The organism is Lacticaseibacillus jixiensis (genome assembly GCF_042847315.1).
Taxonomy (GTDB): domain Bacteria; phylum Bacillota; class Bacilli; order Lactobacillales; family Lactobacillaceae; genus Lacticaseibacillus; species Lacticaseibacillus jixiensis.
On record NZ_BAAFPR010000005.1, the window covers coordinates 93,677 to 109,404 of the forward strand.

Genomic DNA, 15,728 nt, shown 5'->3' on the forward strand with positions numbered 1-15,728 from the left:
TTTTTATGTGATGGGGTAAAGGTCGGATCGGTGCCGCTTCGGTGCGTGGTGCGGCAAGTCGGTGCAGGCGGTGCGGCCGGCTTCAACCACGCAAAGGGCGCGTGTTTTACGCCTAAATTCAGAGCCAAGCGCTCGCTTGGCTCGCCTGCTTGTCTCTGAATTTGCCGCGATCAGCACAGCGAATCAAGCAAAGTACGCTTGTTTCACTGTGCTGATCGTTTCACGGCCTGACCGGCTTGCCGCACCACGCGCCTACGCACCGCCGATCCTTTGGTGATAAGCTCACTGATCAATACGGGTTGCGGAGCCGAGTGGGCATTTTGAAGGCTTGTTGGGACTGATGACGCAATGTCTGACGGGAGGTTGGTTAGACCGTTTGTTGAGTTCAAGAATTTATAAATGAATATCATTATTTCGTTGGGCAAGATTGCTAAGTGATTGTCGCTTTGTTGGCTGCTATGGGTACCGATTGTGTGTGCTTTATCGCAATAAGCGGCCAAGATTGCCGCTGTAAAGCGATTCTTAAATCAACATTTGTTAACATCGTACCACAGTGATACCAAGCTTATACACGCGTGAGTGGTGGGCAATAACGGCATATATGGGGACAATTCCAGATTTATACAAGAAAGTTTATAAATCGTGAAGCGCACGACGGGTATATTTTCGGTATATTCATAATCAAAGAGGGGGGCCGGGGCAATGGACATTGATTATGCGACAGTATTCTTAGAAAAATCAGACCTGATGAAATATCGCCTTTATGAACTACTGGCTCGGCCATATGTGCAAGACGTGACGATCACGGACTTGGCTGGCATGTGGCCACACAAATACCAGCCAACATACAACGTTTTCCAAGAAATTCTCGCAGATATCGTGGACTTGACCGGCCAGTCGCGCAAAACTGTGCGCACGGCGCTGCTTGAAGCACGGCAGCTGCCGGCGAGCTTGGATCAATACCGCATCTATCTGGTCAAGCAAAGCATGACGTTTCACTTCGTTGATTACGTTTTGCGGGCACCGGCGCCGAGTTTCATGCAGTTTTGTGAAATCGACTATGTCAGCCGTTCAACGGTGTCGCGCAAGCTGCATACCTTCAACCAATTGATGAAAGCATACGGCCTCAAGGTGCAATTGACCAAAATGCGCTTCACCGGCCCTGAAACCGTGTTGCGTTACACCTTGTATAGCATTTATTGGTGGATCTTTCGCGGCTGCCAGTGGCCTTTTGACCCGATCACCCCGGCAGACTTGCATGCTGAATGCGATCAAATCGGGATCTTCAATGATCGGCCGATCACGCAAACGCAGATGCAATATTTCTTGGCGATTTCGCACTTGCGCATTGGCAAAGGCGGCCATATTGCCAGTAGTGCTTGGCTGCGGGATTTTGATACGCGAGTCACGCAATTGGGCCTGCGCAAAGGGCAACCCAAGGCACCGTTCACCAGGCTGGATATGAGCTTTTACAATTACTATCAAATCAGCCAGCCGCGCTTTGATGCAATTTCACGGCCGCTGGCAGAGCTGCCGATTGAAATGGCGGTGTTGTCTGATGAATTGACGATGACCGTGGTCGATACCGTCAGCGCTGTGTTGTATCAAGCCAGCTTCGGTGATATCGACGCGGACTTGCACCTGAACTTATTGCGCCTCAGTGCCGGTTATGTGGTGTGTCACGGCGACTTTCCGCAAGCTGAAGACTTCATTTCCGGCGGGGATCAGCCAGTGGATGAAGCCGGCCAACAAGCCGTGGTTGAAGCGCTGTTGGCATTGCCGGATACGCCGGCTTATGCGGTGTTTAAAGTCCACGCCGCGCGTTATGCCCAAGAAGCGGTGCGCTTGGCCCAGGATTATCAACAAGCCACCAAGCGGGTGAAAGTGGTGTTGGCGATCGATCCGGCCACGGAAGGCTACAAGCAGCTTGATGACTTCATCAACGCCGTGCCATGGGTGGCGCAAGTGGTGCCCAATGGCTCGGATTTGACCATCGATACCGGTGTGGACATGGATCAAATCGATTGCTTCAACTGGTATCCCGACGCCTTGGAAATCGCGTCTTATCGGGAACGCTTGATTGCTAAGCTGGTAGATCGGCGCCAAGAGAAGTTGCACGCTTGAATTATCAGCAATATTGTTTATGCAATTTGTTGTCGGCGGCCACGCTGCCTGTCAGTTTGATTGATGATAGAAATATCGCTTTTAGCCAGAGAAACGTTTTGTCTGTAAGTATTCGTGCAGGTGAAACGTTATTTTTATCCGCTGATTTGTTCCGACAAGCGAATATAAAGACTATACTTTCCAAATTTACTAAAGCATTTTATATAAATGTGAAATTTTTGAAGCTAAATTCTTAATATAATATAGACATCAAGTAAGGAAAACCAATTCTGCTGGGTGCGGAGGCGGTGAGATGACATACATTGGAGGAATTGATCATGACAAACAAGCTTAAGTTAAGCGCAGCAGCATTATTCTCTGCCATCGCCTTGGGTGGCGGCGCGTTCACAACTGCAACGACGGTATTCGCTGAAGGCGAGACGTCGGCAGCGACGACTGAGTCAACAGATACCGCCGACAAAACTAACAACGATACGCCTGCAACCAATGATCCAAACACTGGTGAAGATTTGACTAAAGAAGTTGAAGTGACGAACAATGCAAAATCTGATAGCGAAAAGAACGTCACGGCAACTGGTCACGCCTATGTCTCCTTCAGCGCCTCTGATGATGAAGGCCCTTGGAACCCAGGTGATCCGGATGACAAGCCAGACAACCCAGGTAATGGCACCAACGATACTGGTTATCTGCGCTTAGTTGCGATTCCGCGGATCTTAAACTTCGGTGATAACAAAATTACCGGTGGGGATCAAACGATGACGCTGTTGCACGGCGATTCTGATGATACCCGCGATGCGATCGCTAAGGACAGCCCATCTGCAACTACTGATGCTCAAGGTAACAGCCAGGTTGAGAATGCATATGTTATCGGTACGCAAGTGATGAATATTGATCCGTTGAAGCCTGAATGGTCATTAAGTGCCAAGTTGAGCGACTTCACCGATGGCAACAGCAACAAGCTGGAAGGGGCAACGATTGCGTTCACCAAAGGGATGCAGCAAAACATCATCAAGGATGGCGATTCCAATGCCTGGAATCAGATCAGTGGTGCTGAAGGTGCATTGACGGACATGACGCTGACTGCCGGTGGCGATGCACAAACGTACAAGACTTCTAAAGTTACCGGCCCAACGCAACAGATCTGGAGAGACAGTGACGTTACGCTGAAGGTGCCAGGCAGTCAGATCATTGCAAGCAGCTTCACGGCAAACATCGACTGGAATCTTTCTGCTAACCCAATTACGCCAGCCAAGACAGATGCAGCGGCTCCGGCAGCAGCAACAACAACGACTACACCAGATAAGACTGAATAATCACAGTTTCGCAACTTCACCCAATTTCTGTTGCGAGACTTGATCGACATTGACAACTGAACCGAAAGAGTGTGAGACCATGGGGAAAAAGTGGCTTTATTGGATAGTGGGTGGCTTGGCGGCTGCGTTATTTGGGGTGTATGCCCCGCATAGCGCCGCAGCGGCAACAAATCAGCAGGCAGTACCGCTGCGAGTGGCGCCTGTGCTTAATCAATATCAAGCGACCCAGGCCAAGAGCTACTTCGACCTCGAAATGGCTCCGGGGCAATCAACGGAAATGGCCTTCAAGCTGGGCAACGTTTCTGATCAGCCAATCGAAGTGAGCGTGACCGTGGCGGCTGCGGCAACCGGCGATAACGCGCAAATCGATTATTCAGGCGGCAATAAGCACTACGACGAAAGTTTGGCCTACCCGATGCCAACTTTAGTCAGCATTCCGAAAGCTTATCAGCACATCAAGATCCCAGCCAATCAAACCGCCACGTATCATGTCCCGTTGAAGATGCCTACAGCCAAGCTGGCAGGGTATTTGTTAGGACAGATCAACATTCGCCCGACCAAAACCAAAGCGGCCAAAGGGGCGGTTACCAACACCTATTCTTATGGCATCGGGGTGCGCTTGTCGAATGGGTCCACAACTTTACCCGCGCTGAAAAGTCCCGGTAAAGCGACTTTGACGCATTCGATCGTGAATACCCAAGTCAACGCCACGCTGCAAAACCCCAAGCAAAGTGCCTTACGCAATGGGAAGCTTGAAGCTACGGTAACGAAACAAGGGCAGAATCGCGTGCTCAAATCCGTGACTTTTAACAGCTCTACTGTCGCCCCAAATTCACGCTTCACGGTGAAGGTGCCATGGACTGGCGCAATCGCCCCGGGTGATTACACCATGCACATGGTGTATAACTCGACGGATCCATCTTTTGACAGCGCCCAAACCTGGAAATTCACCAAGAACTTCCATGTTTCCGCGATCCAAGCGGCGCAATACACCTTAGCCAACTATCGGGTGCCATGGTGGGTTTATGCGATCGTCATTGTGATCTTGCTACTGTTGATCGTGATTATCATTTTACTGTTACGACGCCGAAAGGAGGCACAAACCAGTGAAGACCAAGCCTAAAGTTTGGGCTGTGATGCTGGTGGCAACCGGCATTGGCCTTAGTCCACTGTTGCCAACTCAGGCGGCTGACCAAAGCAACGCGGCGGTTTCCTTTACGGACCACGCATTGAATCCGGCTGATCCGGACTTGCCATTGGATGACAACAGTCGGGTGAACTTGCCTGACACCAGTGGCGAAGAACCGACTAAGCAGGTCGTGGTCAATACCACCCCTGAGCAAACAAAGAAAGCAACGACAACCACTAAAGCCACGCCAGAAAAGACGACTGCTGCCCAAGCAGCGCGCAGAACGCTGCCGCAAACCGGCACCGTTGAAATGTCTGGTATCACGGTACTCAGTGTCATCGCCATGGCCTTGATGTTGGTGGTCAGTGCTTTCAAACAAAACCAACAGAGTTAAGCATTGCGCTGGTGCCCGGAATACCGGTGCCCCAGCGCTTTTTTGAACCAGAGCGCAGTGGCGCGTTTAGCGGGTCAGTTAGCGTAGCTATCGTGCTTGAGGCGTTCTTTGCCTCGAGTACGATAGTGTAGCTAACTGCACCCGCGATGCGCCACGCAGCTCGACGACGAAAAACCCAAAGCGCAGCAGCCCGCACTTAGCGGTGGATATAAGGCGGGATGACGTTTGGGCGGTTTATGCCCAAGCGGCGTCACGACTTACATCACGCCGCGTTGGGCTGCGGAGTTCGACGAAGAGGCCAGAGCGCAGCAGCCCGAACTTAGCGATGTGTATAAGATGGCCTGAGCTAATGGCGGTCTTTGCCATAAGCTCGGGACAGCTTATACGCGATCGCGTTGGGGTGCGGAGCTCGACGAAGAGGCCAAAGCGGAGCAGCCCGAACTTAGCGATGTGTATAAGATGGCCCGAGCTAATGGCGGTCTTTGTCATAAGCTCGGGACAGCTTATACGCGATCGCGTTGGGGTGCGGAGCTCGACGAATACCGCCGAACATGGCGGTGTTCGTTGACGAGTCTAAGTGTGGGAAAGGAGGGTAGCAGCATGTGGCGACGAATTAATCTCATTTTGGCCGTGGTGGTGTTGGCCCTAGCCATTGGGGCTGGCGCGAAATTTGGCTTCAGTTATTGGAGTGCCCAACACATTCAACCGGAGAAAACGGTGATCGGCACGCCTTCGCTGCCTACCCGCCCGCCTAAAAGCCCCAAGTTGCAAATCGAGGCGTTCCATTATTACTATGGCAAAGATTTCTTGAACCGTCCTACCTTAGTCGTCAGCTACGCCATGCACAATAAGGGCAAAGTCGCCGCGCTGCCGCAGTATGTGTTTGATAACACGGTGACTTTTGTCCAACAAACCGATGCCGGCACCAACAGCATCTTGGCGGAAACGACCATGCCAGACAAAAGGTTGAGTTTCTTGAACCAGAACTATCAAGAAAATGGTCAAATCCAGCTCAAAGCCGACCAAAGCGCGCGGGTGTTGGCGTTGTTTCGTCTAGAAAGCCGCAATCGACCGGTGACCTTATTGGTTGATGGTAAGCAGCGCTTAAGTATTCAACCGTGGACGTTAAAGGCGGTGGCTGCCAATGAATAAAGCAAAATTAAAGATGTTGTTGACGACGATCGGCTTGGTGGTCTTGGCTGGTGCGTTGAGTTTGTATTTGTTTCAAGATCAGCTTTCGGCGTTGTTGGTGCGGCACAACCGCATTGTGGTCACCACCGAAACGGTGCATGCCGCCAAAGCCAAGCAGCAGGCGCGGCCGGCCACTTACGCCTTTGATGATGTGAAGCCTTTGTCGCTGGCCCAGTTGAGTGCGGCCACAGTCGCCAAGCACAACATTGGCGCGGTAGGCAAGATCGTGATGCCGCAAGTGGGGTTGAATTTGCCGATCGCGTTAGGCGTGGGCAATGCCGAGCTGGCTTTTGCCGCAGGGACTTTGATCGAGAACCAGCGTATGGGACAGGACAATTATGCTTTGGCCGGCCACCACATGGCCCAAGACGAAACGGTATTGTTTGGCCCGTTAGTCAAGTCCAGCGTCGGCATGGTGGCATATGTCACCGATATGAACAAGATCTATGCTTATCAGCTGTACGAACGCCGCTATATCAAAGCAACGCAAGTGTCGGTGCTTGATCCCACCACGCAAGCCACGCTGACTTTGGTGACGTGTGATGATGATGGCGCTGGGCGGCTGCTGGTGCGCGGGCGCTTGGTGCAAACGTTCAGTTTCAATTCAGCGCCAAGCGCGTTAAAGAAGCTGATCGACAAGCCGGCTTGACGCGTTATTTGCCCATTTGGTTGATACCAAATACCATAAAGATTTTTTAGTATTGTTGGAAAATATCCGCAGAAATATTCGGTATGATTAAAGTAATGAACGGCTGCGTATGGGTTGGAGGGAAACGAAATGAATATTGATCGCGACCACCTGCACAGGCGCAGGCGGAACAATGACGAGTGGGTAATGGAGAGTGGGAGGATGCAAACAATGGAGAAGAAACATTCAAAATTTAACGTGGTGACGCGTTTTGCTTACATCTTCGCCACGATCGTCACGATTATTGCGCAGATGGGTGCTGCGCCATTGGCATTGGTGACTGCGGTGACAAGCGATGCCAACGTAACATTATCGATCCCAGATGATTTGAGTACAGTTCGAAAAGAAGTCGCAGACGGCAAGCGTTCTAGTTATGCTGTGGCTTTAACGGTGGGAGGCCATGCCGTCTATCACAAGGACGACCAGATAACCATCACCTGGACGGAAGGCATTACCTCGGTTCAGTCATTGCAAAGTGATGATAATTCTTGGAAGAATTATGCCACAGCACAATGGTCTAAAGATCCTACGACCAAAGAGGGCAAGGTCGTCTTTACGATGACCAAGGAAACATCGGCCTCTTGGAGCTTTAAAGTGTTGTTTGCCGTGACGGGGAAAGGTAATTTTAAGGGGACAGATAATCAAGGTCATGAAATTGGTGAAGTTGATCTGCCGCCGGTGAAACCAGAGCCTCTGACTGGCGATGCGTTGAAATTAACGCTTGCGGATGGACAAGCCAGTTCTGTAACCGCGGGGGACACAGTCAATTACCAACTGGCTACAGATTTGACCAACTATCCTGTTGATCAATACCGCGATGTTGAGGTGGGCTTGGATCAAGATCCGGCTGGCCAATATTTGACTTTTGATCAGGCGGGGACTGATGCGTTATTGAAGAAACACGGTTTTCAAGCCGCGGGTTCTGCGCCTGGTACAGGATATACCACGTATACCTATGCCAAAGATAACACCACGCTTAGTTTGTTGATTTACACTGATGGAGCGCTTCGTTTTGCTTGGCCCAAGGGTACTACAGGCCAGCCGCAAGCCTTCATTGCACTGAAAGCTAACAAGGCGATTGACAACGTGAAGCTGACACCAAGTTATCTGGGCAGTACAACTCAAGGTGATCAGCCTAAGTCGTTAGCCACAGGCACAGGCGCTTCAGTTAAGATCACCGAACCTAAGCAGCCGGTAACGATCAAGATCCACAAAGGCAGCATGGTCGACCCCAGCGATTCATTGGCCGGCGCGAAGTTCAAGGTGTGGGGTTCTGACCAAGCAGAAACTGCGGCCAAAGAAACTGCGGCTACGGATGCCAATGGCAATACTTCTGTGATCTTAGATCAAGCAAGCGCAGACCAACAATACAACATCAAAGAAACCGTTGCGCCAACCAAGTCGGTGAAACAAGTTGACACGCAAGGCAAAGAAACTGGTTCAAGTACGACCGTCAAGTATGCGTTGGATACGCAGATGCACAAGTTTACCTGGCAAAGTACTACCAAAGCTGTGACTGCCGTGGCGTCAGGCGAGAAAGTCATTAGCGTGGCCAAAGCCGATGATACCGCCCACGCTGGGATGTTGATGTTTAACGACATGCCGCAGGGCAGCGGCCCAATTGGCGATCCAAGCAAAGGCGGCAATGGCAGCAACGGTGGCACGTTAACGGTGAAGAAAGGGGATGCCGCCAGCACGAAGACGCCGCCTGATGGGGCAACTTTTGCCATTTACGAGAGTGTTAATGGTACCCAGACAAAGCTTGCCGATAAAACAACAAGCGGCGGCGAGTTCACGGTTGATTTGGGTAAGCCAACCACCAGCAACCGCAAGTTTATCATCCAAGAAACCAAGGCTCCAGCTGGCTACCAGAAAGATGATCAGCAGTATCAAATGCTGATTTCACCAACTGGCAAGGTGGCGTTAGGTTATGCAGAAGATGACCTTACCAGCTTCACCAGTACCGCCAGTGCCAATGGGATGGTTGCTTTGGCGGGCAATGTGATCAAGTTCAGTGATTTGCCAACAGGTTCGACCGCCCCTAAGGCTATCATTTTGCAAAAGATCAGCAGCGAAACCAAAGAAGCGCTGCCTGGTGCGCATTTTGGTGTCATCGTGAAGCCGGTAATGAATCCGTTCACCGGAGTATCGATCGATCCAGGCTCTGAAAATGATGACAAGGTCACTGATGCAACCGGCCAATTGTCGATTAAATTAGGAGTTGCAACCGGTACTGGGCGTGTGATCTCGTTGGCAGAAGTGAAAGCACCAACCGGATATGTGACGGTTCCAGATCAATACGACGTCAAAGTAAATGCCGATGGCAGTGTTGTCGGCGTGGCCAAATGGGTCGGCGGCCAAGAAGACGTCTTTAAGACCAAAACTGACGACGGTGTGTTGGCGGTGCAAGATGGCAAGCTGGTCTTTGCCAATGATGTTGATGAGAATGCACCAAAGCGTAAGATCAGCCTCAAGAAGGTAAATGATGCTGGCACAGGCTTGGCTGGAGCCAAATTCAAGGCATGGCTTGGCACTGGCGACGGTGCTGGTGCCCAAGAATTTGCTGCCACAGATGCCAATGGTGCCCTCAGCATTGAACTGCCAGCACTAGGGGATGCCCTTAGCACTACGGTACCGGCAATCACCAACAACAATAATGTTGTGTCACTGCAGGAAACGCAAGCACCTGACGGCTACCTGCTCGACAAGAACACCTATCAGATCAAGCTGGACGATAAAGACACAATCGAAGGAGTCGCCAAAGTTAACGGCGCGCAACCTGGCGCGTACAATCCTAAAGGTGATGGCGCCTTAACCATCGCCAGTGATGGCACCTTGGAATTTACTGACGAGCAGGATGAGGCGGCACTGGCTGGCACCATTAATATTCGCAAAACGGCAGTCGGCAGCGATACTGGCTTAGCAGGCGCGACCTTCGAAGTCAATCGCCTCTATGCCCCTGCTAATCCGAAGGTCGTCGAAAGCTTGGCCACCAAAGACGACCCGGCAACTGATGCTAATGGGGATATTCAATTATCTGAAGATAAGGTTGGCGAAGGCCTATTTTCGATCAAAGAAGCGACTGCGCCTGAAGGCTACACAGCTGATCCGACAACGTATTACTTCTATTGGACCAAGGCTGAAGGCGTCACCGGGGTCGGTACCGATCCGGCGGCAACGTCAGAAAAAACCGCAGGCAATCTCAAGGTGGCCGATGTCAATGGCACAAGCGGTTTGATCTTAGCGGATGAGCAAACCAAGGCCCCAACTACTGCAGACTTCAAGATCAAGAAGTTCGCTGAAGATGGCACCACGCCGCTTGCCGGCGCTAAGTTTACCATCACTGATGTCACCAACGACAAGGCTTATCCTGAGTCTGATGCCACAGGCAGCGATGGCATGGTGAATGTATCGATCGATGCTGATCAAGCGCATCAAACGCGTATCTTCAAAGTCAGCGAAACCACAGCCCCTACCGGCTACACCAAAGCGGCAGATTACTATGTCCAATGGGATGCTGCTCAAGGTGTGACTGGTGTCAGCAAGACGCGCAGTGATTTTAAGGCGAATGTCGATACCACTGCGTATGCTTTGGGTGGTGCTTTGGGGATCGTTGACCAGAAAGAGACCCCTCCGGCGACTTTAACGATCAAGAAGACGCCTGTGGGTGATTTGAACACTGGGCTGGCCAAGGCCACCTTTACCGTCACCCAACGCAAGAGTGAAACTGACACCACAACCGTCAAAACCTACCAGACAGCTGCGACAGATGCCGATGGTATCGTGAAGGTGACGCTGGATAAAGGTGTGACCAGCGGTACGTTTGATATTGTTGAAACAACGGCGCCTGATGGCTATGCGCTTAACACCAACCATTACGTCTTTAATTGGACGGCTGATCAAGGTATTGGCTCAATGTGGTCAGCCAATGATACCAGCACCAAAGCAAACAGCATCATGGCCGATGGCAAGCAGGTGCTTGGCAGCGACAACGGCACCTTGGTGTTCAGTGATGCCAAGCAACCCGCCGAGTCCAACATCGTCAACATCAAGAAAGTCGATGCCGACACGAAAGAACCATTGGCTGGCGCGCAATTTACGCTGACTGAGTACGTGAACAAGGTGTTGACTAAGCAAAGCTACACAAGTACCGTGACTGACGCTGATGGGAAGGCGACAGTAGACGTTGGCCCATCGCCGATCACCGGTGTGCGCGTCTTTAGGATCGTGGAAACCAAAGCGCCTGATGGCTACAGCAAGTTTACTGATGATCGTAATCCCATGAGTATTGGCTGGAGTGTCGCGGACAAAGCCGTTCAAAGCGTCGGTGCTGGGACATCAGCTGCGGTGCTTAAAGGTTCAACGCAAGGCAACTTGACCCCAGATCCAAGCAAAAACGGGGCAGTAACCGTTGCTGATAAGAAAGAAGTCTACCAGCTCAGTACCGCCTTTCGCAGCCCCGATGCCACTGGTGAATCGCCCTTGGGCAATATTAATGTGACGTTGACCAATCCGAGTGGCACAAGCGGTACACCGTTGACCTTAACCACTGATGCATCAGGCAAGGTCAATGTTACCCCTAAGCAAATCGCGACAGTATTAGGTCTAGGCGCCGACAAAATGACTGGTAACGTGGACGTACGAGTTTCAGTTGACGGTGATGGTCAATATACCAATCCAGTTGATCGCATTGTCCGCTTCACGTTTGGTGCTGGCTTTACCATTTATAATGGCGGTGCTGAAAGTGATCAGAATAAGAGCAGTGACGTAATGAAGCAAAGCGATCGGATGGTGGTTGATCATGCAACGGATCCAAAGGTTCCAACAGGCGGGCTGAAGGCGCTGTTGCGCAAAGACAGTGTGCATGCCAAAGCCATTTCTTCAGATAACAAGATTGGGCAAGGCATCGGCGGCGTGGCCTTTAGCATGGACTTCACCGTCAATGGCAGTAAATATTCAGCCAAGGTGCCATTAAAGACGGATGGCAACGGGGATTTGGTGTTACCTGATCCAAATACATTGTTAGGTCAGAAAGATTTGCTCGGTCCGAATGGGACAGCAATGGTGACAATCAAACAAGATGGCCTGGTAGATGGCTACTTGCCTAACGCAGACACCATGGACTTTCTTTACACGACTGGCGCCGGCTATATGCCAACCCCTCCGGATAATATCATTGCGGATAGTAATAATGCTGCTAGTTTCAACAAAGTCGTGAAAAATGGTTCGATATTATCGATCGAATCCTGGCTCTACTCCTTAGGTGGCAGTTCAATTACCTATTACTTCACCCAGCAGCTCAACCACTTGATGCTTAACGATGTACCAAATTCCTTTAACTTTGGTAAGGCGCAGTCATTCAGCTCGGATCAGCAGACGTTGCCGCTGTTAGCTTCAAATGCCGCAACTGACTTGCAGGCGCAATACGATACCAGCAAGTTTGATTCGACCGATCCAGACTACAACAAGTCAACAGCAACCGATGAAACTGCCGGCACAATCAGTGCCAAAGTGACCCAAACAGGCACTTATGCCAACGGCTGGCGCTTGAAACTTGATATTGGCGCGTTAAATGCTGAAGACGGCAGCGGTGCGCTAACCGATGCCTTGATGAGTTTTGGCCAGTTCCCGACTGTCAAGCATACTGATGAAAGTGGGACGGTGACTGATCTTTCCAGCGCTCATGCCACTACCGGCACACCGCAGTTGCCGTTAAGTAATCAAGCGCAAAGCAGCATGGATATGGTCAAAACCGGCGACAACAGCGCTGCTGGTGTGTATGACATCACTTGGAATATCAGCAAGATTTCATTGATCCTTAACGACAATGTCGAGAAGATCGATGCCAACTACCAAGCCCCAATGACTTGGGATGTTATCGCTGCACCTTGATGAACACGAAAGCCTCGTCCAGAAAATTTGGACGAGGCTTTTTGTGTTGGCTAGCGGGGGCTGGTTGATTATTGACGGTGCCGCTTACGGACTAAGGACCAAACAATTGCCGCCAGCAAAAGTGCGATGACCAGTAACATCACCGTGAGCCAAGCCGGCAGCGCCTGGCTGTTCGGCGTGGCAGGATCTTTAGCCGCCGTGGATTTAAGCAGATTGGATTTGATCGAGAAGTTTCGGGTGAAATGCCACTGCGTTGCGCCGTTGTTGGCGTTTACCACCAATTGATAATCACCAGGGACCAAGGCTTTGGCATTATCGGCTGTCACGAACATCTGCGAATTCGGTGCCATGCGGATTCCCGCTTGTTGATGGTGGGCGATGAGGTGATGAGTTTTCCTGCGGTAAATATGGGTTTGCACGGTGAGGCCGGATTGGATCATCGAAGCTGGGTTGTCGATTGTTGCTGCAACATGGGCACCGGTGGTGGTGTAGGTCAGCTTCACGCCGTCAAAGCCTAGTTTAGGGGATGAAGCTGGCAGCTGCTGGCTGCTTTGCAATTGCACGCCGATCGTATAAGCAATATTGGTTTGCTTGGTGGGATCGTTGCTTAATTTCTCCACGCGGATCGCGCCTAATAAGATCCCCTCAAAAGCGGTCTTTGGGGCTTTAAGCGGCAAGTGCAAGGTCTTAGTCGTCCGCGCTGGGATCGTGTAGACTTTGGGTTTAGGCAACAAAGTTTCGATATCCAGCGGCAGGCCTTCAGGTTTGGCTGGGGTGTGTTGCGTATAGTCGATATCGCCATCGCTGCCGGTGGTGGCACGATTAGGTGAGACTTTGAAGCGTGCAGCAGTTGCGGCGCCATTTTGCACCAGCAAGGTGAGGTCTTGTTGGCTGCCAGGTTGCACTAGCAGCGAGTAATAATGGACACTGTGATCGATTTGATTGGCTGGCAGCTGCGGCGCCACTGCAAAGTCAGTGGCCGCAGCTTGCACCGACTGGCCGCCTAGTGTCAACATCCCCACGGCCAAGGCGAAAGCCCAGAATTTCTTGAGCATAAGCAATCCTCCATAGCCCAAGTTTATCAGGCATCGAGGCTTGGTGCGTACCTACTTTTGTAAAAAATCTTTGGAAAAACTGGCGCTAAGCAGTGTTATTCAACGATTTCTGCCAGATAGACTCCGATGACTTGCTGATAGGCGTTGTGACGCTGTGTGCTGGGCAGAAGCTTCATCAAGGCCAACATGATGAAGCCCATCACGCTGCTGATAAAACCTTGGACAAAAGCGTCTTCGTCCATTGTGCGCAGCTTAACTTCTGCCACCTGCTGTTTCAACAAGCCAACGAGGTTTTGCAGCGCCTTAGTGAACGGACTGTCTGGCGCGCAATGCGGGACTTGGTTCAACAGCTCCACCATTTTGCCAGTATCGGTGAAGTAGTCATAAACCAACTCGGCAAAGCGCGAAAAAGCCGCTTGACCGTGCAGGCCGGCGAGATCACTGGTTAAGCAAGTGTGCAGCTCATTGATCCACTGTGCGCCTAGCGTTTCGATAATCGCTTCGATGTTTGGAAAATAGTGATACAACGATTGTGAGCGAATATCAAGACGTTGGGCAAGTGTTTGAAAGTTGAGTGCAGCGAGGCCTGAAGTCATGACGATGGCATGGGCTGCGGCAAGGACTTTGTCTGAATCAAGCGTGCGGTGTTTGACCATGAGGCGCCTCCAAGGATATGTAATGATTAGTTAGAATATACCCTGATAGCGGAAGAATGCAAGAAACGATTTGTGTAACGACAGGGGATGGGGATGCAAATCGCGAATAACGGCGTGATTGCTGCACGGGATTTTTGTCGCAACAAAATAGCCGCCTCCTAAGAGACGGCTACCACCTATCAAGTCATGCGATGCACAAGGCGACAGGAATTGTTGCTGATTGCAGGTTAAATTACAGTTCGACTGGAACCAACTTAACCTTCTTAGTGCCCATCCAGCCACAGATTTCTTCAAAAGTATCTGTGATAGCTTGAGTACCAGGGGCAAGCAACTTACGAGGGTCGTAACCCTTGCCTTGCTTGTCCTTGCCAGCTTCGATGTATTCGCGAGTTGCTTTAGCAAAGGCGAGTTGGCATTCAGTGTTGATGTTAAGCTTGGAGATACCCATGGAGATCGCCTTTTCGACTTGGTCTTGAGGGATACCGGAGCCGCCATGGAGAACCAATGGCAAGTCAACAGCGTCAGCGATTTCTTGGAGACGGTCGAAGTGCAGGCCCTTCCAGTTAGCAGGGTATTGGCCGTGGATGTTACCAATACCAGCAGCCAAGAAGTCGATACCAGTGGCAGCTAAGGTCTTAGCTTCTTCAACAGATGCTAATTCGCCTTCGCCGACAACGCCGTCTTCTTCACCGCCGATAGAACCAACTTCGGCTTCAACAGAGATACCCTTGCTGTGAGCTAAGGCAACGATTTCCTTAGTCTTAGCAACGTTCTCTTCGAAAGGCAGGTCATGGCCATCGAACATAACGGAGTTGTAGCCGGCAGCAATAGCTTCCTTAGCAGCTTCGAAATCACCATGGTCAAGGTGAATAACAACCGGAACGGTGATAGCCATGGACTTAACCGTTGCTTCGATCAGTTGCTTGCAAAGTTCATAGCCGCCCATGTACTTTGCAGCGCCCATGGAAGTTTGGATCAGAACAGGAACGCCGAGTTCTTGCGCGCCCTTGAGGATCGCACGGGTCCATTCAAGGTTGTTGGTGTTGAACGCACCGATAGCGTAGTGACCCTTGCGAGCAGCTTGAAACAATTCAGTGCCGTGTACTAATGGCATGTATAGTTCCTCCTAAAAGATGAAAACAGAATTTTTTTACTCTTTCATTCTAACATAGTTTTTCAGGAAGTGGGTAGCGGAAATCGCACTTCCTAAAGCTTGGGGTCAAGCCTTGATACGATAATATTGGTGGCGCTTTCTTAGCGATTATCTCATGAAAAAACCTCATTAA

10 protein-coding genes are annotated in these 15,728 nt (G+C 50.9%); 7 read left to right on the plus strand and 3 right to left on the minus strand.

The window, feature by feature from the left end:
* Positions 1-702: 702 nt before the first annotated feature.
* From ACGG90_RS04620 to ACGG90_RS04650, 7 genes are all read left to right on the plus strand, one after another.
* Positions 703-2,124 carry a helix-turn-helix domain-containing protein gene (locus ACGG90_RS04620; RefSeq protein ID WP_390406446.1) on the plus strand — a complete coding sequence of 474 codons (1,422 nt, stop codon included), beginning with the start codon at positions 703-705 and terminating at the stop codon, positions 2,122-2,124.
* 317 nt (positions 2,125-2,441) lie between these two features.
* Positions 2,442-3,437 carry a WxL domain-containing protein gene (locus ACGG90_RS04625; protein ID WP_390406449.1) on the plus strand — a complete coding sequence of 332 codons (996 nt, stop codon included), beginning with the start codon at positions 2,442-2,444 and terminating at the stop codon, positions 3,435-3,437.
* A gap of 79 nt (positions 3,438-3,516) precedes the next feature.
* The gene (locus ACGG90_RS04630; protein WP_390406451.1) at positions 3,517-4,560 is read left to right on the plus strand and encodes a DUF916 and DUF3324 domain-containing protein; all 1,044 of its coding nucleotides are present in this window, start codon (positions 3,517-3,519) and stop codon (positions 4,558-4,560) included.
* A complete protein-coding gene (locus ACGG90_RS04635) occupies positions 4,544-4,960 on the plus strand; it encodes a hypothetical protein (protein ID WP_390406454.1) in 417 nt (138 codons plus the stop codon). The genes ACGG90_RS04630 and ACGG90_RS04635 overlap by 17 nt, the downstream gene beginning before the upstream one ends.
* Positions 4,961-5,560: 600 nt before the next feature.
* Positions 5,561-6,112, plus strand: a complete 552-nt coding sequence (locus ACGG90_RS04640) for a DUF5067 domain-containing protein (protein WP_390406457.1) — start codon at positions 5,561-5,563, stop codon at positions 6,110-6,112.
* Positions 6,105-6,800: a class A sortase gene (locus ACGG90_RS04645; RefSeq protein ID WP_390406459.1), complete on the plus strand. Its 696-nt coding sequence runs from the start codon at positions 6,105-6,107 to the stop codon at positions 6,798-6,800. The genes ACGG90_RS04640 and ACGG90_RS04645 overlap by 8 nt, the downstream gene beginning before the upstream one ends.
* Before the next feature lie 210 nt (positions 6,801-7,010).
* Positions 7,011-12,731: a SpaA isopeptide-forming pilin-related protein gene (locus ACGG90_RS04650; RefSeq protein WP_390406462.1), complete on the plus strand. Its 5,721-nt coding sequence runs from the start codon at positions 7,011-7,013 to the stop codon at positions 12,729-12,731.
* Between the two features lie 68 nt (positions 12,732-12,799).
* Here ACGG90_RS04650 and ACGG90_RS04655 read toward each other — a convergent pair whose 3' ends face one another.
* From ACGG90_RS04655 to fba, 3 genes are all read right to left on the minus strand, one after another.
* Entirely contained in the window at positions 12,800-13,786 is a 987-nt protein-coding gene (locus tag ACGG90_RS04655; protein ID WP_390406465.1) for a DUF916 and DUF3324 domain-containing protein, read from the minus strand.
* A gap of 95 nt (positions 13,787-13,881) precedes the next feature.
* The gene (locus tag ACGG90_RS04660) at positions 13,882-14,442 is read right to left on the minus strand and encodes a TetR/AcrR family transcriptional regulator (protein ID WP_390406468.1); all 561 of its coding nucleotides are present in this window, start codon (positions 14,440-14,442) and stop codon (positions 13,882-13,884) included.
* 232 nt (positions 14,443-14,674) lie between these two features.
* Positions 14,675-15,556, minus strand: a complete 882-nt coding sequence (gene fba, locus ACGG90_RS04665; RefSeq protein WP_390406471.1) for a class II fructose-1,6-bisphosphate aldolase — start codon at positions 15,554-15,556, stop codon at positions 14,675-14,677.
* Positions 15,557-15,728: the final 172 nt, after the last annotated feature.